Raw genomic sequence first — 21,915 nt, 5'->3', positions numbered from 1 at the left:
CATGCCGGTCTCCAACTTTGATCAGAGATTAGATGGCATGGTTGACGTATGCGTCAACATATTGGCGTATAGGTGAAACCCTCATGGTTTTCCTGAGGGCATGAAAAAACCCGGCGCAAGGCCGGGTTTTTCGCGGAGAGCCTGATTGGTCAGGCTGCGTTTTCAAAGGGCAGCGTGATCTGGCTGAGGTCCTTGCGGGTCTCGACCAGGATCAGCGGGCCTTCGTCCAGCACCACGGCGGGCTTGCGCTCGCGTGGCACGTGCACCGGCTTGGGCTCGTTGGCGATGGCTTCCTGCACGATGCGGATCTTCTCGGCATCCGAGTTCACCCATTCCAGGCCAGCCGACTGGGCGATGGCTTGGAGTTCATCCATGGGCAGCACGAAGGGTGTGGCAGGGGCCACGGCGGTCTCTTGTGCAACGTCTTGTGCGGCCACGGGGGCAGCGGCAGCCACGGCCACAGCGGGCGCTTCGGCCGGCTTTGCGGCAGGCTCCGGTGCCAGGCTGAAGGCGCTTGTCTCGGCCACAGCCGGTGTGGGCAGGGGCATGGACAGTTCAGCCGCAGCTTCAGTGCCGGGTTGCGTGTCAGCAAACGCGGTGTCGTCTTGCTGGCCTGCGTTTTCAACGCGCTCACCACCTTCGCGACGCTCCTGGCGACCTCGGCCACGACGGCGGCGACCCCCCTCCTGGTTGTCGCCCTCGGTGCTGGCTTCTTCGCCTTCTGCTGCTGGGGTGCTGGTTGCTTCTGCGTCGGCCTGCGCAACGCCTTCCAGCTGGTTCTGGCCTTCTTCACGCTCGCCACGGCCGCGGCCACCACGACGACGGCGACGGCCGCCCTCGCGTTGTTCGCCTTCGGCTGCGGGGGCGCCGCCCATGACATCCACGTCCTGGGCGCCAACTGCAGCAGCCTGACCAAGGGCTGCGGCTTCAGCGGCAATCGCCTCACGGTTGATCACCGGGCGCTCGCCGTTGCGCTCACCACCACGGCCACCACGGCCACGACGGCCCTCGCCACGGTTGTTGCCTTCATCGCTGCGGCCTTCCGCACCTTCAGCCAGTTGCGGGCGCTCTTCGCGCTCCTTGCGGCGGCCTCGGCCGTTTTCGCGGTTCTCGCCGCGTTCGCCCTTGTCGGCGCGTTCGCCACGTTCACGGCGCTCACCATTGCGCTCGCCGCGTTCACCGCCACGCTCGCTGCGTTCACCGCGGCGCTGGCCATCACGGCGGCCACGGCCTTGGCCCTTGCCGCCTTCCTTGGACTCTTCCTGCGTGGCAGGGGTCACGGGGGCGACTGCCGGTGCGGGGGTGACCACGGGAGCAGGGGCTTCACCGCCAAACAGGCGCTTGATCCAGCCAAAGAAGCCGCCTGACGATGCAGGGGCAGCCGGGGCGGGGGCAGGCGGCGCAGCCATCGGAGCGGCAGCCACGGCCGGCACGTCGTGCTCGGGCTTGGGTGGTGCCACAGGAGCGGGCTGATCGGGCAGCACACCCTTGATCACCGGCTCCTGCTTGGGCTTGGCCTTCTCGCGGCGCGTGATGCCCACTTCGTCGTCCGGCTCCTCGATCATCGAGTAGCTGGCCTGGATGTTTTCCAGGCGTGGGTCGTCGTGGCGCAGGCGCTCGAGCTTGTAGTTCGGGGTGTCGAGGTGCTTGTTGGGCACCAGCAGCACGGTCACGCGCTGCTTGAGCTCGATCTTGGTGATTTCCGTGCGCTTCTCGTTGAGCAGGAAGGAGGTCACCTCCACCGGCACCTGAACGTGCACGGCGGCCGTGTTGTCCTTCATGGACTCTTCCTGGATGATGCGCAGGATCTGCAGCGCCGAGGACTCGGTGTCGCGGATGTGGCCGGTGCCGTTGCAACGAGGGCAGGTGATGTGCGAGCCTTCGCTCAGCGCAGGGCGCAGGCGCTGGCGCGACATTTCCAGCAGGCCGAACTTGCTGATCGAGCTGAACTGCACGCGGGCGCGGTCAAAGCGCAGGGCGTCGCGCAGGCGTTGCTCGACCTCGCGGCGGTTCTTGGACTCCTCCATGTCGATGAAGTCCATGACGATCAGGCCACCCAGGTCGCGCAGGCGCATCTGGCGGGCGATTTCGTCGGCCGCTTCCAGGTTGGTGCGGAAGGCGGTTTCCTCGATGTCGCTGCCACGGGTGGCGCGCGCCGAGTTCACGTCCACGGCCACCAGGGCTTCGGTGTGGTCGATCACGATGGCGCCGCCAGAAGGCAGGTTCACCGTACGGCTGAAGGCCGTTTCGATCTGGTGCTCGATCTGGAAGCGCGAGAACAGGGCTGCATCATCGCGGTAACGCTTGACGCGATTGGCCTGGTCCGGCATCACGTGCAGCATGAACTGGTTCGCCTGCTCGTAGATGTCGTCCGTGTCGATCAGGATCTCGCCGATGTCGGAGGTGAAGTAATCGCGGATGGCGCGGATCACCAGCGAGGACTCCTGATAGATCAGGTAGGCGCCCTTGCCAGCGGTGGAGGCCTCGTCGATGGCCGTCCACAGCTTGAGCATGTAGTTCAGGTCCCACTGCAGCTCGGCGGCGGAGCGGCCGATGCCGGCGGTGCGGGCGATCAGGCTCATACCCTTGGGGTATTCGAGCTGATCCATGGCTTCTTTCAGCTCTTCACGCTCGTCGCCCTCGATGCGACGGCTCACGCCACCGCCACGCGGGTTGTTGGGCATCAGGACCAGGTAACGGCCGGCCAGCGAGACAAAGGTGGTCAGGGCGGCGCCCTTGTTGCCGCGTTCTTCCTTTTCGACCTGGACGAGCAGTTCCTGCCCTTCCTTGATCACGTCCTGGATGCGGGCCGAGCGGACTTCAACGCCTTCCTTGAAATACTGACGCGAGATTTCCTTGAACGGCAGGAAGCCGTGGCGCTCTTCGCCGTAATCGACGAAACAGGCTTCCAGGGAGGGTTCGACGCGGGTGACAACCGCTTTGTAGATGTTGCCCTTGCGCTGTTCGCGCCCTTCGATTTCAGTTTCGAAGTCGAGCAGTTTTTGTCCGTCAACAATGGCCAGGCGCCGTTCTTCCGGCTGCGTGGCGTTGATCAGCATGCGCTTCATGTGGTCTCCACGAGAATCGTATCGAGGCCCCGCCGGGATGGCGCCGGAAAAGCCTCCACTCACCACCTCCCTTGCGGGTGGCGGCAGCATTCATGCACGAGCAACGATGTGGAACCTTAAAGGAATTGCCTTGGCTGTCAGTGACGCGAGAGGCGCTCTTTCAGCAGGGGCGCGCGCGCCGAGACTTGGACACGGGCCTGCCGCCACCCCACACCGGCACCACGATGCGCATCTGGCGCGATCAGCCGGGTCAATGAGGCGGGGGAAGGGGCGCCATCAAATCGCAGACCCGACACGGCGCAGCGCAGTGTGCCGGCCCCCGATGCTCTTGATGGCATGCGGGAGGCGGCCTGCTGACAGGCGGCTCGGGTGGAGGATCTGATGAGGCGGGACACGTGGGCAGTCACTCGACGCAGATACCAGCGCAATGCAGATCGGTTTGCAACCATGCGCCGCGCTGGAATCCAATAAACCTTGAATCGTGGTTCTTTCAACGTTGGCTCTGACACATGCAGACCACTGGCAAAACCACACCTTGGGTGGTTTTCTCCGGCGGGCAGCACATGCTGCATCACCATCAAATTGGCGGGACACCCCGCCGGGCCTTGTCATGCAGCGCCGCCAAACCCGCTCAAAAGGTAAAATGGGATCTGGCTTTGCCTATTTGTTGCTGTTGACACAAGCACAAGCCCTATCAACAAACAAACATTTCACAACGTGGCTCAGCCCATTATAGGTGCGAAATCCGCATCCCGCCGCTCCAGAATAGCCGCGAAAACACAGCCCACCAGCAAGGTCAAGCCCCCATCGGGGGTGTCTGTCGCGCGGCCATCCTCCGCGAAGCCGGCCCCACCCGCTGCGCCCGCCACCAACGCCGCCGAACCCGCGGTCGCGCAGGTGCAGCACATCGTGGTGGATGAAGGTGGTGCGGGCCAGCGCCTGGACAACTTCCTGATCAAGGTGCTGAAAGGGGCGCCCAAGACCCTGGTCTACCGCATCATCCGCAGTGGCGAGGTGCGGGTGAACAAGGGCAGGGCGGCGGCGGATACCAAGCTGGCGCTGGGCGACAACATCCGGGTGCCGCCACTGCGCCTGGCAGAAAAAGACGAAGCCAAAGCCGCAGCCGTGCCGGCGCGTGAATTCCCGGTTCTGTTTGAAGACGACTACCTGCTGGCCATCAACAAGCCGGCCGGCGTGGCCGTGCACGGTGGCAGCGGCGTGAGCTTTGGCGTGATCGAACAATTGCGGCGCGCCAGGCCACAGGCCAAGTTTCTGGAGCTGGTGCACCGGCTGGACAAGGAAACCTCGGGCATCCTGCTGATCGCCAAGAAACGCAGCGCCCTGGTCACCTTGCAGGACTTCTTCCGCCACCGCCAGGCGCACAAGACCTACGCGGCCCTGGTGATCGGCGACTGGCCTGATCGCAAGAAGGTCATCGATGTGGCGCTGCACAAATTCCTGACCGCCGAGGGCGAGCGCCGGGTCAAGGCCGTCAAGGGCGACGATGACGAGGGCCGCCGCTCCATCACCCTGGTCAAGGTCGTGCAGCGCTTCGAGGGCTTCAGCCTGCTGGATGTGACCATCAAGACGGGGCGCACCCACCAGATCCGGGTGCACCTGTCGCACGAGGGGCACGCCATCGTCGGTGATGACAAATACGGTGATTTCACGCTGAACAAGGCCTTGGCCAGAGGCGCGGGCGACCAGGCGATCCCGGGCGTGGACCGCCGCAAGCTGAATGACGGCCGTTTCGAGCGCATGTTCCTGCATGCGCGCTACCTGCGCCTGCCGCATCCGCATACCGGCGAGGACATCGTGCTGGAGGCGCCTTTGCCTCCTGAATGCAACACGCTGCTGTCCGCACTGAGTGCGGTGTCATCGCATGCCCAGTAAAGTGCGTGCCTGGGCTACACAGGAGCTTGCTTGAACCCCACCGACAATGGACTGCGTCCACGTGCCTATGACCTCGTCGTGTTCGACTGGGATGGCACCTTGTATGACTCCACCGCGCTGATCGTGCGCTGCATCCAGTCCGCCTGCGAGGACCTGGGTTTGCCGGTGCCCGCGCGCTCGGAAGCGGCCTATGTGATCGGCCTGGGCCTGCACGACGCCCTCGCCCATGTGGCGCCCACCTTGCCACCCGAGCGTGTGCCCGAGCTGGGTCTGCGCTACCGCCATCATTACTTCCAGCGCCAGCATGAGTTGAGCCTGTTCGAGGGCGTGCTGCCTCTGCTGGCCAGCCTCAAGGAGCGCAACCACTGGCTGGCCGTGGCCACCGGCAAGACGCGCCAGGGGCTGGACGAAGCCTTGGCGCATGTGGAGCTCAGCGGCTTGTTCGACAGCTCCCGCACGGCCGACGAGACTTTTTCCAAGCCACACCCGCGCATGCTGCAGGAGCTCATCGCCGAGTTTGGTGTCGACCCCGAGCGCACGCTGATGATCGGCGACACCACCCATGACCTGCAACTGGCGGTCAACGCCGGTACGCACAGCGTGGCGGTCAGCTTCGGCGCGCACGAACCCGCCGCTTTTGCCGATTACCCCACCCGTTTCGTGGCCCACTCGATGGGCGAGCTGCACGACTGGTTGAGCCGACATGCCTGAGTTGAACCTGGCGCCGCAGTATTTGTGTGACGCTGCCGCGCTGCAGGAATGCGGTGACGCCGTGCTCTTCGAGGTCTCGGAGTGGGGGCAGAACGCCCCGGCCTTTGCGGTGCGCTTCGACAATGTCGCGCTGGCCTACCTGAACCGCTGTGCCCATATCCCCGCCGAGATGGACTGGCAGCCCGGCAAGTTCTGGGACATGGACAAGCGCTTCATCATCTGCTCCGTCCATGGTGCCCTGTATGACCCGCCCAACGGCCTGTGCGTCAGTGGGCCGTGCCATGGCGCCCACCTGGTGGCCATCGAGGTGCGCGAAGAAAGCGGCCAGGTCTATTGGTATCCTTCCGAACGCTTTCAGCCTCTGTTCTGATGCGTCCATCTGATTCAGTCCCGTCCCATTCACTCAACCGAGCCCGTTCATGAGCGCTGTCGATCCTTCTTCGTCGGACAACCTGTCCACGGCCAGCCATGCCCTGCTGAACCAGTTTGCACAGGCCTACCTGGCGCAGCAGCAGCGCGAAAAGCGCTGGCGCTGGTTCTGGCGCATCGTCTGGATTGGCGTGGCTGTCAGCATGATCTGGGCCACGCTGCAGACCGTGCCCTCGGCCAAGTCTCAATCCTCGCCGCACACGGCGCTGGTCGAGATCCGGGGCGAGATCGCTGCCGACACCGAAGCCAATGCGGACAACCTGCTGGCCGCCCTGCGCAGCGCGTTCGAGGATGAAGGTGCGCAGGCGGTTGTGCTGCGCATCAACTCACCGGGCGGCAGCCCTGTGCAGGCGGGCCTGGTCAATGACGAAGTGCGCCGCCTCAAGGCCTTGCACAAGAAGAAGGTCTACGCCGTGTGCGAGGAGATGTGCGCGTCCGCTGCCTATTACATCGCCGTGTCGGCCGACCAGATCTTTGTGGACAAGGCCTCGATGGTGGGCTCCATCGGCGTGTTGATGGACGGCTTCGGCTTCACGGGCGTCATGGAAAAGGTGGGCGTGGAGCGCCGCCTGATGACCGCCGGTGCAAACAAGGGCATGCTGGACCCGTTCTCGCCGCGCAACCCGCGTCACGAAGAGTTCGCCCAGGCCATGTTGGACCAGATCCATCAGCAGTTCATTGCCGTGGTGAAGGAAGGCCGTGGCAATCGCCTGAAGGAAACCCCCGAGACCTTCTCTGGCCTCTTCTGGAACGGTCAGAAGGCGGTCGAGCTGGGGCTGGCGGACAAGCTGGGCAGCCTCGATGAGATCGCGCGTGACGTCGTCAAGGCCGAAGACATCATCGACTACACCCAGAAGGAAAACCTGGCCGAGCGTCTGGCCAAACGGTTTGGCGCGGCCTTTGGTGCCGGTGCGGTTCAGTCGATGCGTTCGTCGATCAGCATCCACTGAGCACGGGTTTCAACTGTCCATGCCGACCAGCAGCCGGTAGGCGGCCTCGTTGGACAGGTTGAGCAGCTTGGCCACGTCGGCCACGTCATCGGGCATGGCGGCCTGCGCGTGCGGGTCGTCCCAGCCATATTGGGTGTGGCGGGCAAGGCGCACGCCCAGCATCACGCTGCGGATCTTCGGGTCGGTGGCATTGCGGTCGTCCGTGCAGCGGATCAGCAAATAGGGGAGTTGCCACAGCCGCATCAGATCCTGGGACAAGTCCGCCAGCTGAATGCCCAGCACCTCTTGCTGAACGTCGGCCGAACGCATGGTGTAGTCGGCCTTGAGCCGCCTGGCGATCTCCAGGGCCAGTTTGGGCGCGTGGCACCACAGCAGCATCTCGGCGAAGTCGTGCAGCAGCGCGGCCTCCTGGATCACCACGGCATCCTCGTCCTGGCGACGCAGGGCGAAGCCCATGGCGAAGTGCGCGGCCCTTCTGGAGCGGGTGATGACCTTGATCAGGCCACTCAGGGCCTCGGGCTGTTCACGCAGCCACTCCAGGATGGTGGGTACCTGCTCGAAGGCTTTGAAGAAGGGGGTGATGCCCTGCATCACGATGGCGCCCACCATGGTTTCGGGGGGCTCGACGCTCAAGCGCGTGCAGTAGCGGGAGACATGCACCAGCACCTTGAGCGTCATGAGCGGGTCGCTGGACAGGCCTTCTGCCAGCATGTGCGCGTCCACCGTGCCTTTTGTTTCCTCGATGACGCGAAGCTGGCTCAACTCGGCAACGGAGCCAGGCAGGATGGGGATCTCGATGCTGCTCATGGCATCGACCCACGCGCGCAGAGAAGGCAGGGCGGATTCGATCATGGTCGGGTTAACCCAGTACGCATGATCCCCTTATCGGCACATTGACCGAATTTAGCAAGCCGGGCTTGCCCGCGGGCATGCCCATTTCGTCACGACAGGCGTGTAACAATTGCTTACTTGGAGCCGATCAGGGCTTCCTTGAGGTCGGAGTCCACCGGAGAGTTGCCCAGCCAGATGCGCAACAGGGCGGCGTAGAAGTCGTCGCCCGTCATCTCGGGGCCCTTCTGTACGCCATCAACCAGCACGCGCGTGCCCACCCCTGGGGTGTTGTCGATGTGGATGGACGTGCCCTTCTTGACCTGACCGAACCCCATCATCAGCGCGCGGATCTCATCCAGCTTGGGCTGGTACTTGGCGACGTCGGCATCGCTGTTGTTCTTCTTGAAGCCCTTGACCATGGCGTCCGCAAAGTCTTCGCCCGTCAGGTCGCGCAGCAGCACGATCTGCATGCTCTTGGGGCCAGGCTGGCTGATGAGCGCGGTGGCGTTGTGCTCCTTGTGGGCCACGTACAGGCCGGCGGCATAGACATCGATCACGATCTTCACGCGCACGCCCGCACCGTTGAGCTGCAAGGCTTGATTGGCCAGCTGGTAGGTGTCATTGAATTTGGCGCCCTTGATCTCGACGGCCGCCCATGCGGGCAAGGTCGCGGCCAGGGCGACGGACAAAACCAACTTGCGTGTGAAGGACTTCATGGCACTCTCCAATGCTTCGAACAGGGCAATCCGGTGACGTGCAGACCGCCTGGGGGCGGGCGCTGTCGTGTTTCGGATCGCACCATATCTGAACTGACTGCAGACATGTCCCCCCTCAATAGGTAATTGTTTTGCCAGCGTGGCTTTATTGCTGCACTGCGGCATCGGTGCCCGCCGCGTATTGCAGCGACAATGGCAACCCATCAAAGGCCCCGGGGTGTTCCTCGCGAACGAAAGTTACGCATGTCTTTTTTGGTCATCGATATTGGTAACACCCGCCTTAAATGGGGCCTGTATGCACAGCCCGCCCCAGGGGCCGAGTTGCTGGCACACGGCGCCGTTGTCCTGGAGGACATCGATTACCTCTGGGAGCTGCACTGGAAGAACCTGATGCACAAGCCCCAGGGCATGCTGGGCTGTGTGGTCGCCGGTGAGGCCATCAAGAAGCGTGTCGAAGAACAGCTGATCGAAGGTTGGGGCCTGGCGCCTCAGTGGCTGTCGTCCAGCGCCCGAGCGGGTGGGGTGGTGAATGGTTACGAGCACCCTCAGCGCCTGGGCTCCGACCGCTGGGCGGCCATCATCGGGGCGCGCCAGCGGGCTTTGAAGCAAGACCCGGCCAATCCCCCGCCGGTGCTGGCTGTCATGGTGGGCACCGCCGTGACCGTGGATGCCGTCGACCAAGGCGGGCGTTTCCTGGGTGGTTTGATCCTGCCGGGCTTTGGTTTGATGTACCGGGCCCTGGAAAGCGGCACCGCGGGCCTGAAAGTGCCCACAGGCGAGGTGCAGGACTTCCCCACCAACACCAGCGATGCGCTGATGAGCGGTGGCACCGATGCCATCGCCGGCGCCATCGAGCGCAGCTTGCGCCGCTTGCGTGTCCAGTGTGGTCGCGAGCCGCTGCTGATCATGTCGGGTGGCGCCGTCACCCGCTTGTCGCATGTCGAAGAGTTGCCGGCCAGCGTGGTCGAGAACCTCATCTTCGAGGGCCTGCTGACGCTGGCGGCGAACGCTTCGACACCGCCAGCGCAGCCCTGAGGTCGGGGCACCGCTCAGCTTGAGCGATGCAGCTTCACAGGATGAAGCGCGACAGATCCTCATCGCGGGCCAGCTCACCCAGGCGGCGTTCCACTTCGTCCACATCCACGGTGTGCGTCTGCCCCTGCATGGCGGGCGCGTTGAACGACAGCTCGTCCAGCAGGCGCTCCATCACGGTCGACAGGCGGCGTGCGCCGATGTTCTCGGTGCGCTCGTTGACCTCGAAGGCGATCTGCGCCAGGCGGCGAATGGCCTCTGGCGTGAAATCCAGCGTCACGCCTTCTGCGGACAGCAGGGCCTGATACTGCTTGATCAGGCTGGCCGTGGGCTGCGTGAGGATGGCTTCGAAGTCGTCCACCGACAGGGACGACAGTTCCACCCGGATGGGGAAACGCCCTTGAAGTTCGGGGATGAGGTCGCTGGGCCGGCTCAGGTGAAACGCGCCCGAGGCGATGAACAGGATGTGGTCGGTCTTGACCATGCCGTACTTGGTGTTGACGGTGGTGCCCTCGACCAGCGGCAGCAGATCACGCTGAACGCCCTGGCGCGACACCTCTGCACCCTGGCCCTCGGCCTGGCTGGCGACCTTGTCGATCTCGTCGATGAAGACGATGCCATTTTGTTCGGCCCGCTCCAGTGCACGGGCCTTGACGTCCTCGTCGTTGAGCAGCTTGACGGCTTCCTCTTCGATCAGTTGCGCCCGGGCCTCAGCCACAGTGACCTTGCAGGTCTTGCGCTTGTTTTGCCCCAGTTGGGAGAACATGCCACGCAGCTGCTCGGCCATGTCTTCCATGCCGGCGGGGCTCATGATCTCGACCGTAGGTGCCTTGGCTTCCGACAACTCGATCTCGATTTCGCGGTCATCCAGCGTGCCCTCGCGCAAGCGTTTGCGCATGACCTGGCGTGCCGTGTTGTCGGCAGGTGGTGTCTGGGTGATGCCGAACTCCGAGCGCGGGGGCGGCACCAGCACGTCCAGCAGGCGTTCTTCGGCGGCGTCTTCGGCCTTGGCACGTTGGGCCTGGATCTGGTGCGCGCGCTCCTGCTTGACGGCGGTCTCGACCAGGTCGCGGATGATGGTGTCGACGTCCTTGCCCACATAGCCCACTTCGGTGAACTTGGTGGCCTCCACCTTGATGAAAGGTGCGTCCGCCAGCTTGGCCAGGCGGCGTGCGATCTCGGTCTTGCCCACGCCGGTGGGGCCGATCATGAGGATGTTCTTGGGCGTGATCTCGCTGCGCAGCTTGTCGTCGACCTGCTGGCGGCGCCAGCGGTTGCGCAAGGCAATGGCCACGGCACGTTTGGCGTCGCGCTGGCCGACGATGTGGCGGTCCAGTTCGTTGACGATGTCTTGTGGGGTCATGCTCATGGTGGTTCAGCCCAGCGAAACGATGGTGTGGTTCTGGTTGGTGTAGATGCACAAGTCGCCGGCGATCTCCAGGGACTTCTTCACCATGTCTGCGGCGGGCAGATCGGTGTTGGCGGCCAGGGCGCGCGCAGCGGCCTGGGCATAGGCGCCGCCCGAGCCGATGGCGATGATGCCGTGCTCGGGCTCCAGCACGTCGCCGTTGCCGGTGATGATCAGGGAGGTGTCGCGGTCGGCCACGGCCAGCATGGCTTCGAGTTTGCGCAGGACGCGGTCGGTGCGCCAGTCACGGGTCAGCTCGACGGCCGCACGCGTCAGGTTGCCCTGGTGCTTTTCCAGCTTGGCTTCAAAGCGCTCGAACAGCGTGAAGGCGTCGGCCGTGGCGCCTGCGAAGCCCGCGAGCACCTGGTCGCGGTAAAGGGTGCGGACCTTGCGGGCCGAGGCCTTGACAACGATGTGGCCCAGGGTGACCTGGCCGTCGCCGCCCATGGCAACCTGCCAGCCATTCGGTGTCTGGCGGCGGACGCTGACGATGGTGGTGCCGTGATAGGAGTCCATGACGCTACGTGAGAAGTGCAAAGGCACGAAGTAGCGGCAGTTTGGGGCAGGCTCACCGGTTTCAAGGGGCCGCTTGCGTCAGCGGCACAGCCCCCGTGATCAGGTCGTTTGCAGTTTGACCTTGGCGTGCTCGTTGATGCCCATGGCGCCAAAGAACAGGGCGATGAGCCGGTGCGGGTTCAGGAAGACCACCTGACGTTCTTCGGCTCGGCGTGCCAGTACCCAGTTGAGCAAGTCGCCTGCCGCGATGAAGTCCACGCGCAGCAGGTGTTCGCAGTCGATCTCCAGCGTCACGCTGGAGCTGAGCTGGTCGTCCAGCTGGTTCAAGGTCTGGCCGATGTCGCCCACGAGCTGGCCGGACAGATTCAGTGCGGCCACCTGGATGAACTCGATCTCGTCGTCCTGCAGTTGGGATTCGACGAAGCTGGTCGTGATCTCGCTGACGTGCGACAAGGGGCGAGTGTGGGCCTGGATCGCATCGGTCTGTTCGCGCACGCGGCATGCTGCGTGCTCCCATGAGGGCGGCGACAGTTCGTAGGTGACGCAGTAGTCGATGGCGACTTCGTCAAACTGAACCGGCATGTTGCACAGCCTCAGGATTTCCAGTCGCAGCATCCAGTAGGCGGGATCGGTGTCCTTGACGCCAGAGGGAGAGGCTTCACCCAGCACGTCCAGCAGGTGGGCGGCGCCAATCCAGATCAGCTCCTGGGTCTCGCGGGCCCACTGTCGCATCAGTTGCACCAGTTGCCCGGCACCTTCCGGCGTGACCGTTTGCACCTGGCTCCAGTCCATGATCCATGGGCGGGGCATTTGCAACACTTCAATGCGCAAACGGGCCGCAGCCTCGGCGTCGATCAAGTCAGGCGCAATCCAGCCCTCCAGCCGTGCAGAGGGGAGGGCGTCCAGAGGCAGGGGTTCGGTGTTGACGATGGCCTCAGCCGCGGCGGGCTGCTGCGCTTCCTTGTTGGCCGTCTTGGACTGGTCCCGGTGCGCGAGGAAGGCGGCCACTTTTTGCGGCAGCGAATACCACTGCGGGGCGGATACGCCGAACTTCTGTGCGAAGGACACGGCGAGGTGGTCGAATTTCTGCTGCAGATCCAGCGTACGGTAGAAGTCGAACAGGACCAGCCAGGTTTCGGGTTGGTCGTGCCGCGGTGCACCCGGTTGCACCAGATCGAGCAGGCAACGCTCGCATTGGTCAAAATCGGCGTTGGCAAAGGCGATGACTGCCTCGTCGAGTTCCGGATCGTGCACGACTTCCATGACGTGCACAGCCAGTTCGTCGTCCGAACGGCCGCCGAGGCCGTTGAGCGAAGCGGGGTTGGCCGACATGCGTGGCGCAGAAGACCGGGCCACGTCCAGCACTTCCTGGGAAATCTGTGGGGGCTCTTCGTCGTCGTAGCGCAGGGCGGCCGGCACCGTGAGGGTGTTGGGGGCCGTGGTGGCTGGGTCCACCAGCCGGCCGGGCATGGAGGGTTGGGCCGCCGGTTGCAGCGCGGGCGGCCTGCCAGCGCCACCCACCATTTGCAACTCGATCTCGTCGATCTTGGCCTTCACGGCTGCATCGGAGCGGGTGCTGCTGGCCTGAGGGCGCGAGTCCGGATCCATGTTGGACGGGCTGCTCAAGGCCAGCGCGTTATCCGGGCTGAGGCCTTCGCGACGGATCTTGCGCAGCATGTCGAGTTCGCGCTTGCGCACGAAGTCGTTGCGCCGCTTGCGCTCGATCATGGCCTTGATTTCGGTTTTGGCGTATTCGCTTTCGCCAGTACCCGAGCCAGGCGCGTCAAGCTCCGTCCAATCCGTGGTGGGATTGGCAACGAAGCGCGCGACCTTGCGCAGGAAACCGCCCGATTCCTTGCTCATGAATCAGTCGCCGAACATTTTTTGCTTGAGTTCACGGCGCTGCTGAGCTTCGAGCGACAGCGTGGCGGTCGGGCGGGCCAGCAGGCGACCCAGGCCGATGGGCTCACCCGTTTCGTCGCAGAAGCCGTATTCACCCGATTCAATGCGGGCCAGCGCTTGCGAGATCTTCTTGAGCAGTTTGCGCTCGCGGTCGCGGGTGCGCAGTTCCAGGGCGTGTTCTTCTTCGATGGTGGCGCGGTCTGCCGGGTCGGGCACGATGGAGGTGTCTTCGCGCAGGTGCTCGGTGGTTTCGCCGGCGTTGGACAGCAGGTCATCCTTCTGCTCTTCCAGGCGGGCGCGGAAGAAGTCCAGCTGCTTGTCGCTCATGTATTCGGCGTCAGGCATGGCCAGCAGTTCGGCTTCGGACAAGTCTTTGCCGGCTTTGGTTTTCCAGGCGTTGGCGAGTTTGGTGTCAACCTTGGTGGCAGGGGTGGGCATGTTGTCTGGGGTACTGATTTTGGACGACGGTCGTCCGGTCGCCACGGATTTGGCTGATACGGCAGCTTCGGCAGGCTTTGCCTCAGCTTGAGTAGGGGTTTTGACGGGTTTGACCTCGGCAGATGCCTTGGTGTCCGCGCTGGTCTTCTTGGCGGCGGGCTTGGCTGGCGTTTTGGCGGCGGACGGGCTCGCCTTGGCGGTTTTCGCCGAGGCGGGGACTGCCGATTTGCTCGCAGAGGCGGATGTTTTCGTCACAGGATCCTCCTTCCCAAAATGCGTGATCCACAGACTGATGTCTTGATTCGGTAACGCGTGGCCAGGTACTGCTCCATCGCCAGAATGCTCAAACGAGGGCCCCGTTCCGGCTGTCGCCAGTACGGGAGGCGCGCGGATTGTAGCCACGCTTGTCGTCAGTTTTCACCAGACTATCCCTCAAGGTGTTCATTTCGGTTACTCCGGGCTCAGGACAGGCACTGGTCCAGGCCGGCCTTGAACAGGTCCTGCGGCAGGTCGATGCCAATGAACACCATCTTGCTGATTTTGGTCTCGCCGGGCGCCCATTTGGGCCCCACGTCACTGCCCATCAGCTGGTGCACGCCCTGGAATACCACCTTCTTGTCCATGCCGGTGACGTGCAGGACGCCCTTGTAGCGCAGCATGCGCGGGCCGTAGATCTGGACCATGGAGCCCAGGAAATCTTCCAGCTTGGTGGGGTTGAAGGGGCGGGTGGCCTTGTAGACGAAGGACTTGACGTCATCGTCGTGGGCGTGGTGATGCGGGTGGTTGCAGTGCTCGCCATGCTCATGATCGTGGTCATGATGATGGTGATCATGACCATGGCCGTCTTCCTTGAGGAAGTCGGGGTCGATGTCGAGCTTGGCGTTGAGGTTGAAGCCCTTGATGTCGAAGACTTCCTTGAGCGGCACGTCCCCGAAATGCACGCGTTTCTGGGGCGCGCGCGGGTTCATGTGCTTGATGCGGTGGGAGAGGGCATCGGCCTCTTCAGGGCTGACCAGGTCGGTCTTGCTCATGAAGATCTGGTCGGCAAAGCCCACCTGGCGGCGCGCTTCCTGGCGCTCGTCGAGTTGCTTGTCGCCGTGCTTGGCGTCCACCAGGGTGACGATGGCGTCCAGCAGGTACAGCTCGGCGATCTCGTCGTCCATGAAGAAGGTCTGGGCGACAGGGCCAGGGTCAGCCACGCCGGTGGTCTCGATCACCACGCGGTCAAAAGTCAGGGTGCCGGCACGCTTTTGCTTGGCCAGGTCGGACAAGGTGTCGCGCAGATCTTCCCGGATGGTGCAGCAGATGCAGCCATTGCTCATCTGGATGATCTGCTCTTCGGTGTCGGCGACCAGGATGTCGTTGTCGATGTTTTCTTCGCCGAACTCGTTTTCGATGACAGCAATGCGCTGCCCGTGGGCTTCGGTGAGGACGCGCTTGAGCAGGGTGGTCTTACCGCTGCCCAGGAAACCGGTGAGGATGGTGACGGGAATCAGGCTCATAGCACAAGTGTAGCCCTGTGTTGCGCGCCCTGAGCAGCGGCTGTGACTGAATTGACGCGACCATAGGGTATTCTTGCGGCATCCCAACCACGACACCCCCGCCGTGTCCGAACCCTCCCATAGTCGGCCCCTCAAGGGCGACAAACATCATGCGCATCCCCACAAGCGGGAGCGTGATCAACGCAGCCTGTTCGTTCGCCTGGTGGAATTCCTTTCCCCAGGGCCGGACTCCACGGCCGAGTTGATCGAAACCCTGGCTGATGCCGAACACCGAGAGCTGATCGAGCCCGAATCCCGCGTGATGCTGGAGGGCGTGATCCGCATGGCCAGCATGACCGCTGGCGACGTGATGGTCGCCGTCAAGCGCATGGATCTGCTGGACATCGACTCACCTTACGACGCCTTGCTGGGCCAGGTGATTGAAACCGGTCACTCTCGTTTCCCTGTTTTCGAGGGGTCGCGCGACAACATCATCGGCATGCTCATGGCCAAGGACCTGCTCAAGCTGCAGCGGGCACCCGAGCTCAGCTTGCGCACCTTGTTGCGTACGCCGGTGTTCGTGCCGGAGTCCAAGGGGCTCAATGAGCTGCTGCGTGAGTTCCGCTCGAATCGCAGTCACATGGCCATCGTGATCGACGAGTTCGGCAAGACGGCCGGGCTGATCACGATTGAAGACGTGCTCGAGGAAATCGTCGGCGAGATCGAAGACGAGTTCGACGAGGAAGACCGCCAGTCGAGCATCTTCACGCTGGCAGATGGCAGCCAGCGGGTGGCCGGCGATGCCTCCATCGTCTCGGTGAACGAGACCTTCGAGACGAACCTGCCCGAAGAGGATTTCGACACCATCGGTGGCCTGGTCGCGCATGAACTGGGGCGGGTGCCGCACCGGGGCGAGCACGTGGACATCGGCGGCTTGCGTTTTACCGTCATGCTGGCGCGTGGCGGGGCCGTGCGCTGGTTCAAGGTGACACGTGCGCCTGACGTGACCGAGCCCGTCGAGCAGTGAGGCCTCAAGCATGACGCAGTCTGCGCCGTGGTGGCGCCATCCTGCCTTGGCCTGGGCTGTGCTGGGTGGGGCGCTTCATGCCTGGTCGCTCTCTCCCTGGTGTCAGGATTGGGGCAAGGTCGCGCCCGCGCTGATTCAGACGCTGGCCCTGGTGGTGGTCCTGTCCGCCTTGTGCCGCAAGGAGCTGACGCCAGGCAAGGCCTCGGCCGTGATGTGGCTGTACGGCACGGTGTGGCTCATCGGTGCGACGGGGTGGATGTATGTGAGCCTGCACCGCTATGGCGAGTTGCCAGGCTGGCTGGCTGCCAGCGCCGTGGTGGCGCTCTGTGCGGCCTTGTCCTTGTACATGGCGCTGGTGGGCTGGGCCTGGGCGCGTTGGCGTCGCCGGGTCTGGTGGGCCGATGCCCTGTTGTTTGCCGGGCTGTGGTTGCTGGCCGAGATGGCGCGTGCGGTCATCCTCACCGGTTTTCCCTGGGGCGCCAGCGGTTACGGCATGCTGGAGGCGCCACTGGTCAGGTTCGCGCCGTGGCTGGGGGTGTATGGCCTCGGCTGCGTCTGGGCTCTGGGCGTGGCGCTGCTGGTCATGTCGGCGTGGGGCGGGGTGTCTGCCAGGGTGCGCCTTGGGGTGCCCGCGGCGATCCTGCTGGGTGTGTTGGCATTGCAGTTCATGCCCACGCAGGTCTTTACCCAGGCCCACGGTCGCTCCCTGAGCGTCACCTTGCTGCAAGGTAATGTGCCGCAGGACGAGAAATTCCTGTCCGAACGGCAGGTACCCATGCTGATCTGGCATGGGCAGCAGATCCTGTCGGCACAGGGGCAACTCGTTGTCGCACCTGAAACGGCCATTCCCATGCTGCCCATGCAGTTGCCTCCGGGCTACTGGGATCAGATCAGAAGCGGCTTTGGCCCGGGCAGCCATCGCTTTGCACTCATTGGTGTGCCCTTGGGTGACTTCGAGCGGGGCTACACCAACTCGGTGGCGGGCTTGTCTGCTGATGCGCTGGCGACGCCCGAGGGCATGTATCGTTACAACAAGCACCACCTGGTGCCGTTCGGTGAAGTCATCCCCTACGGCTTCCACTGGTTTGTGCGGATGATGAACATGCCCCTGGGGGATTTCAGCCGCGGGCCCCTGAATGCGCCGCCCTTTGCCGTGCTGGACCAGCGCGTGGCGCCCAATATCTGCTATGAGGATTTGTATGGCGAGGAGATCGCGGCGCGCTTCAAAGACGCTGCCTCGTCTCCCACGATCCTGGTCAACGTGAGCAACCTCGCGTGGTTCGGTGAGCGCGTGGCCATTTCTCAGCACCTGCAGATCGCCCGCATGCGCTCGCTGGAGTTCCAGTTGCCCACACTGCGGGCCACCAACACGGGCGCCACCGTCGTGATCGACCACACCGGCCGCGTGACGCACGCCTTGCCCACCAATACGCGTGGCGTGCTGGAGGCCTCTGTGCAGGGGCGCGCCGGGGTGACGCCCTTTGCCTGGTGGGCCTCTCGCTGGGGCTTGTGGCCCATGTTCGGGCTGGCCCTGGTGCTCATGGCGGGCGGGTGTGCAGGTGTGCGAAATCGCACGCCGCTGCCCCTCGGCGGGAACGGCCCCGTCATTCACTAGAATCGAGCTTTTGCACCCGGGGCTGGCGCGCTTGTTTTGCGTGTCCCGGTGTGTGAGGCAGAACAACACACATTCACCGATCAAGGGTGCGCCTCGAAGCGCCCGGTATCACACAAGGCAACACCATGCTGACCTTCCAGCAACTGATCCTGCGTTTGCAAAGCTACTGGGACGCCCAGGGCTGCACGCTGCTGCAACCCTATGACATGGAAGTGGGCGCGGGCACCAGCCATACCGCCACCTTCCTGCGCGCACTGGGCCCGGAGCCCTGGAAGGCCGCTTATGTGCAGCCCAGCCGCCGCCCGAAGGATGGCCGTTATGGCGAGAACCCCAACCGCCTGCAGCACTACTACCAGTACCAGGTTGTGCTCAAGCCCGCACCCAGCAACATCCTGGAGTTGTACCTGGGTTCGCTGGAGGCCCTGGGTTTCGATCTGAAGAAGAACGACATCCGCTTTGTGGAAGACGACTGGGAGAACCCCACGCTGGGCGCCTGGGGCCTGGGCTGGGAAGTCTGGCTCAACGGCATGGAGGTGACGCAGTTCACCTACTTCCAGCAGGTGGGCGGCATTGACTGCAAGCCCATCACCGGTGAGATCACCTATGGCCTGGAACGCCTGGCCATGTACCTGCAAGGCGTGGAGAGCGTGTACGACCTGGTCTACTCGCCCGGCGTCAAATATGGCGACGTGTTCCATCAGAACGAGGTGGAGCAGTCCACCTACAACTTCGAGCACAGCAATGTCGATTTTCTGCTGGACGCGTTCACCAACTATGAGACGCAGGCAAAGTACCTGATGGAGCAGCAACTGGCGCTGCCGGCTTACGAGCAGGTGCTCAAGGCCGCCCACACCTTCAACCTGCTGGATGCCCGTGGCGCCATCTCGGTGACCGAGCGTGCCGCCTACATCGGTCGTATCCGCAATCTGGCCCGCGCTGTGGCGGCCAGCTACCTGGATAGCCGCGCTCGACTGGGCTTCCCCATGGCCCCCAAGGCCTGGGCCGACGAAGTGATCGAACAACTCAATAACAAGAAGGCTGCCTGAGCATGACGTCCTCCAATCACAAGGCGAACCTCCTCGTCGAACTGTTTGTTGAAGAGCTGCCGCCCAAGGCGCTCAAGAAGCTGGGTGAATCCTTTGCCAACGTGCTGGCTGACAGCCTCAAGGCTCAAGGTCTGGCCGCGGCCGATGTGGTGGTCACGCCGTTTGCCTCGCCGCGCCGTCTGGCCGTGCATGTCAGCAACGTGGCAGGCAAGGCTGCTGACCAGGCCGTGCAACAAAAGCTGATGCCTGTCGCCGTGGGGCTGGATGCCAACGGCCAGGCCACGCCGGCCCTGCTCAAGAAGCTGGCGGCGCTGGGCGCTGGTCCTGAAGCCGTGCCGGGTCTCAAGCGTGCCCCTGATGGCAAGGCCGAGGCCTTGTTCTTTGACAGCATCAAGCCTGGTGCCACCCTGGCTGAAGGCCTGCAGAAGGCGCTGGACGAGAGCATCGCCAAGCTGCCCATTCCCAAAGTCATGACCTACCAGCTGGAGCAAGGCGATGGCGCCAACTTCCAGCCGGGCTGGACCAGCGTGAACTTCGTGCGTCCGGCGCATGGCCTGGTGGCCTTGCATGGTGACCAGGAGGTGGCTGTGTCTGCGCTGGGTCTGAAGGCTGGCCGCAGCACGCGTGGCCACCGCTTTGAAGCCCGCGTCGAGAAAATCATCCTGCTCACGGCCGACACCTACGCCGAGCAGCTGCAGCACGAAGGCGCCGTGATCGCCAGCTTTGCCGAGCGTCGCGCCGAGATCGAGCGCCAACTGGCCGCAGCCGCAGCCAAGGCCGGTAGCAACCTCAAGCCCATCGAAGACGACGCCTTGCTCGATGAGGTGACGGCCCTGGTCGAGCGCCCCAATGTGCTGACCGGTCGCTTCGAAGAAGCCTTCCTGGCCGTGCCCCAGGAGTGCCTGATCCTCACGATGAAGGCCAACCAGAAGTACTTCCCGCTGCTGGATACGTCGGGCAAGCTGACCAACCAGTTCCTGATCGTCAGCAACATCAAGCCCGACGACGCCAGCGCCGTGATCGGTGGCAACGAGCGTGTGGTGCGCCCGCGCCTGGCCGATGCCAAGTTCTTCTTCGATCAGGACCGCAAGAAGACCCTGGAGTCGCGCGTGGACGGCCTGGCCAAGGTGGTGTACCACGGCAAGCTGGGTACGCAGGGTGACCGCGCCGAGCGCGTGCGCGCCATCGGCCACGAGATCGTCAAGCAACTGAGCCTGGCGACCCTGCCGTTCACGGTGGAGGCGCAGGATCACTTTGCCGTGCTCGACAGCAAGGTCCAGCAGGCTGCCCGCCTGGCCAAGACCGACTTGCTGACCGACATGGTGGGCGAGTTCCCCGAGCTGCAGGGCATCATGGGCGGCTATTACGCGCGCCACGAAGGCCTGCGTGACGGCGTGGCCATCGCCATCGAAGACCATTACAAGCCTCGTTTTGCTGGTGACGCCTTGCCTCGCAACCACACCGGTACCGTGGTGGCCCTGGCCGACAAGCTGGAGACCCTGGTCGGCTTGTTCGGTATCGGCCAGCTGCCCACCGGCGACAAGGACCCGTTTGCGCTGCGCCGCCATGCGCTGGGCGTGATCCGCATCCTCGTCGAGAACAACTTGCCATTGGAGCTGCCTGCGTTGATCGCTGCGGCCATTCCCGTGTTTGGCGAGCTCATCAGTAACCCGGCCGAGCACCTGCTGGTGTTTTTCTCGGACCGTCTGGCCGTGTCCCTGCGCGAGCAAGGCTACAGTGCCCAGGAAGTGGACGCCGTGCTGGCGCTGCAGCCCGAACGCCTGGGTGACGTCCCCCGTCGCCTGGCGGCGGTGCGCGCCTTTGCCGCGCTGCCCGAGGCTGCGTCGCTGGCGGCTGCCAACAAGCGCGTGGGCAACATCCTCAAGAAGGCGGAAACCCAGGTTGAAGCCAAGGTTGATGAGGGCCTGCTGAAAGAAGCCGCCGAGCGTGCGCTGTATGACGCGCTGCAGGCTGCTGCGCCAAAAGCACGCGCATCCTTCGAAGAAGGTGACTACACTGCAAGCTTGCAGGCGCTGGCCGTGCTCAAGGCGCCGGTTGATGCCTTCTTCGACGGGGTCATGGTCAATGCCGATGACGCTGCCCTGAAGGCGAACCGTCTGGGCTTGCTGGCCACCTTGCACAAGGCCATGAACCAGGTGGCGGACATCTCCAGGCTGGCGGCCTGAGCACGTGTCTGGACGCATCCACCCCGGAGAGGGCATGAAACTGGTCATCCTCGATCGCGACGGCACGATCAACCACGAACGCGAGGACTACATCAAGTCCAGCGACGAGTGGGTGCCGCTGCCTGGTGCGCTGGAGGCCATTGCCCGCCTGAACCACGCCGGCTGGCATGTGGTGGTGGCGACCAACCAGTCGGGCATTGGCCGTGGCCTGTTCGACATGGTGGCGCTCAACGCCATGCATGCCAAGATGAACCAGATGCTGGCGCGTGTGGGTGGGCGTGTGGAGGCGGTGTTCTTCTGCCCGCACACCCCTGAAGACCAGTGCACCTGCCGCAAGCCCTTGCCGGGCTTGTTCCAGATGATCGGCCAGCGCTTCGGGCGCAGCCTGGACGGTGTGCCCATGGTGGGCGACCTCCCGCGTGACGTGCTGGCCGCCCAATCCGTGGGGTGCGAACCCCATCTGGTGCGTACCGGTCAGGCTGCCACCATGAGCGAGTCCGACCTGTTCGATCTGCGCCAGCGCGTGCCCGACCTGACCATTCACCCTGACCTGTCTGCGTTTGCAGACTTTCTCATCCTGCGGGATCGCAAGGCCCATGGCGAAGACAGCCCGGTCGCGACCCATATGGGGGAGTTGACTTGAGACTCTCCGAGCCGATGCAACTG

At 63.9% G+C, this 21,915-nt stretch carries 18 protein-coding genes; 10 read left to right on the top strand and 8 right to left on the bottom strand.

What is annotated here, in order from left to right; genetic code table 11:
• Positions 1 to 149: 149 nt before the first annotated feature.
• Positions 150 to 3,068, bottom strand: a complete 2,919-nt coding sequence (locus tag JY96_RS02410) for an Rne/Rng family ribonuclease (RefSeq protein WP_035034650.1) — start codon at positions 3,066 to 3,068, stop codon at positions 150 to 152.
• An 897-nt stretch (positions 3,069 to 3,965) separates the two neighbouring features.
• On the opposite strand from JY96_RS02410, the gene JY96_RS02405 reads away from it, so the two are divergent.
• The 4 genes from JY96_RS02405 to JY96_RS02390 are packed head-to-tail and all read left to right on the top strand — an operon-like array spanning position 3,966 to position 7,051.
• Positions 3,966 to 4,961 carry an RluA family pseudouridine synthase gene (locus JY96_RS02405; RefSeq protein ID WP_035040874.1) on the top strand — a complete coding sequence of 332 codons (996 nt, stop codon included), beginning with the start codon at positions 3,966 to 3,968 and terminating at the stop codon, positions 4,959 to 4,961.
• A gap of 30 nt (positions 4,962 to 4,991) precedes the next feature.
• Positions 4,992 to 5,672 (top strand): HAD-IA family hydrolase, encoded by a 681-nt coding sequence (locus JY96_RS02400; RefSeq protein ID WP_235333826.1) that lies wholly within the window; start codon positions 4,992 to 4,994, stop codon positions 5,670 to 5,672.
• Positions 5,665 to 6,042, top strand: coding sequence for a Rieske 2Fe-2S domain-containing protein (locus JY96_RS02395; RefSeq protein WP_035034648.1), 378 nt, complete (start codon positions 5,665 to 5,667; stop codon positions 6,040 to 6,042). The genes JY96_RS02400 and JY96_RS02395 overlap by 8 nt, the downstream gene beginning before the upstream one ends.
• Positions 6,043 to 6,091: 49 nt before the next feature.
• Positions 6,092 to 7,051 (top strand): S49 family peptidase, encoded by a 960-nt coding sequence (locus JY96_RS02390; protein ID WP_052162051.1) that lies wholly within the window; start codon positions 6,092 to 6,094, stop codon positions 7,049 to 7,051.
• Positions 7,052 to 7,060: 9 nt separating this feature from the next.
• Here JY96_RS02390 and JY96_RS02385 read toward each other — a convergent pair whose 3' ends face one another.
• Together JY96_RS02385 and JY96_RS02380 are read right to left on the bottom strand one after the other, a co-directional pair.
• Positions 7,061 to 7,903, bottom strand: a complete 843-nt coding sequence (locus JY96_RS02385; protein ID WP_035034645.1) for an HDOD domain-containing protein — start codon at positions 7,901 to 7,903, stop codon at positions 7,061 to 7,063.
• Between the two features lie 113 nt (positions 7,904 to 8,016).
• Positions 8,017 to 8,598: a chalcone isomerase family protein gene (locus tag JY96_RS02380; RefSeq protein WP_035034643.1), complete on the bottom strand. Its 582-nt coding sequence runs from the start codon at positions 8,596 to 8,598 to the stop codon at positions 8,017 to 8,019.
• A 243-nt stretch (positions 8,599 to 8,841) separates the two neighbouring features.
• On the opposite strand from JY96_RS02380, the gene JY96_RS02375 reads away from it, so the two are divergent.
• A complete protein-coding gene (locus JY96_RS02375; protein ID WP_035034641.1) occupies positions 8,842 to 9,633 on the top strand; it encodes a type III pantothenate kinase in 792 nt (263 codons plus the stop codon).
• A 34-nt stretch (positions 9,634 to 9,667) separates the two neighbouring features.
• Here JY96_RS02375 and hslU read toward each other — a convergent pair whose 3' ends face one another.
• From hslU to JY96_RS02345, 5 genes are all read right to left on the bottom strand, one after another.
• Positions 9,668 to 10,999 carry an ATP-dependent protease ATPase subunit HslU gene (hslU, locus tag JY96_RS02370; protein WP_035034639.1) on the bottom strand — a complete coding sequence of 444 codons (1,332 nt, stop codon included), beginning with the start codon at positions 10,997 to 10,999 and terminating at the stop codon, positions 9,668 to 9,670.
• Positions 11,000 to 11,005: 6 nt separating this feature from the next.
• Positions 11,006 to 11,554: an ATP-dependent protease subunit HslV gene (hslV, locus tag JY96_RS02365; protein WP_035034636.1), complete on the bottom strand. Its 549-nt coding sequence runs from the start codon at positions 11,552 to 11,554 to the stop codon at positions 11,006 to 11,008.
• A gap of 99 nt (positions 11,555 to 11,653) precedes the next feature.
• Entirely contained in the window at positions 11,654 to 13,417 is a 1,764-nt protein-coding gene (locus JY96_RS02360; protein WP_035034633.1) for an STAS domain-containing protein, read from the bottom strand.
• Positions 13,418 to 13,420: 3 nt separating this feature from the next.
• Positions 13,421 to 14,149 (bottom strand): RNA polymerase-binding protein DksA, encoded by a 729-nt coding sequence (gene dksA, locus JY96_RS02355; RefSeq protein WP_081960968.1) that lies wholly within the window; start codon positions 14,147 to 14,149, stop codon positions 13,421 to 13,423.
• A gap of 206 nt (positions 14,150 to 14,355) precedes the next feature.
• Positions 14,356 to 15,396: a GTP-binding protein gene (locus JY96_RS02345; RefSeq protein WP_035034630.1), complete on the bottom strand. Its 1,041-nt coding sequence runs from the start codon at positions 15,394 to 15,396 to the stop codon at positions 14,356 to 14,358.
• Between the two features lie 103 nt (positions 15,397 to 15,499).
• On the opposite strand from JY96_RS02345, the gene JY96_RS02340 reads away from it, so the two are divergent.
• The 5 genes from JY96_RS02340 to gmhB all read left to right on the top strand — a co-directional run bounded on the left by JY96_RS02340 (position 15,500) and on the right by gmhB (position 21,892).
• Positions 15,500 to 16,402, top strand: a complete 903-nt coding sequence (locus JY96_RS02340) for a transporter associated domain-containing protein (RefSeq protein ID WP_052162870.1) — start codon at positions 15,500 to 15,502, stop codon at positions 16,400 to 16,402.
• A gap of 10 nt (positions 16,403 to 16,412) precedes the next feature.
• A complete protein-coding gene (gene lnt / locus JY96_RS02335) occupies positions 16,413 to 18,017 on the top strand; it encodes an apolipoprotein N-acyltransferase (RefSeq protein ID WP_052162050.1) in 1,605 nt (534 codons plus the stop codon).
• A 125-nt stretch (positions 18,018 to 18,142) separates the two neighbouring features.
• Positions 18,143 to 19,063, top strand: a complete 921-nt coding sequence (gene glyQ / locus JY96_RS02330; protein WP_035040861.1) for a glycine--tRNA ligase subunit alpha — start codon at positions 18,143 to 18,145, stop codon at positions 19,061 to 19,063.
• Between the two features lie 2 nt (positions 19,064 to 19,065).
• Complete coding sequence (gene glyS / locus JY96_RS02325; RefSeq protein ID WP_035034628.1) at positions 19,066 to 21,249, top strand: glycine--tRNA ligase subunit beta; 2,184 nt, start codon at positions 19,066 to 19,068, stop codon at positions 21,247 to 21,249.
• Positions 21,250 to 21,283: 34 nt separating this feature from the next.
• Entirely contained in the window at positions 21,284 to 21,892 is a 609-nt protein-coding gene (gene gmhB, locus JY96_RS02320) for a D-glycero-beta-D-manno-heptose 1,7-bisphosphate 7-phosphatase (RefSeq protein WP_035034625.1), read from the top strand.
• The last annotated feature ends 23 nt before the right edge of the window (positions 21,893 to 21,915 follow it).

Source organism: Aquabacterium sp. NJ1, assembly GCF_000768065.1.
In the GTDB taxonomy this organism is placed as follows: Bacteria; Pseudomonadota; Gammaproteobacteria; order Burkholderiales; family Burkholderiaceae_C; genus Aquabacterium.
This window is presented reverse-complemented; position numbering and strand designations above follow the sequence as displayed.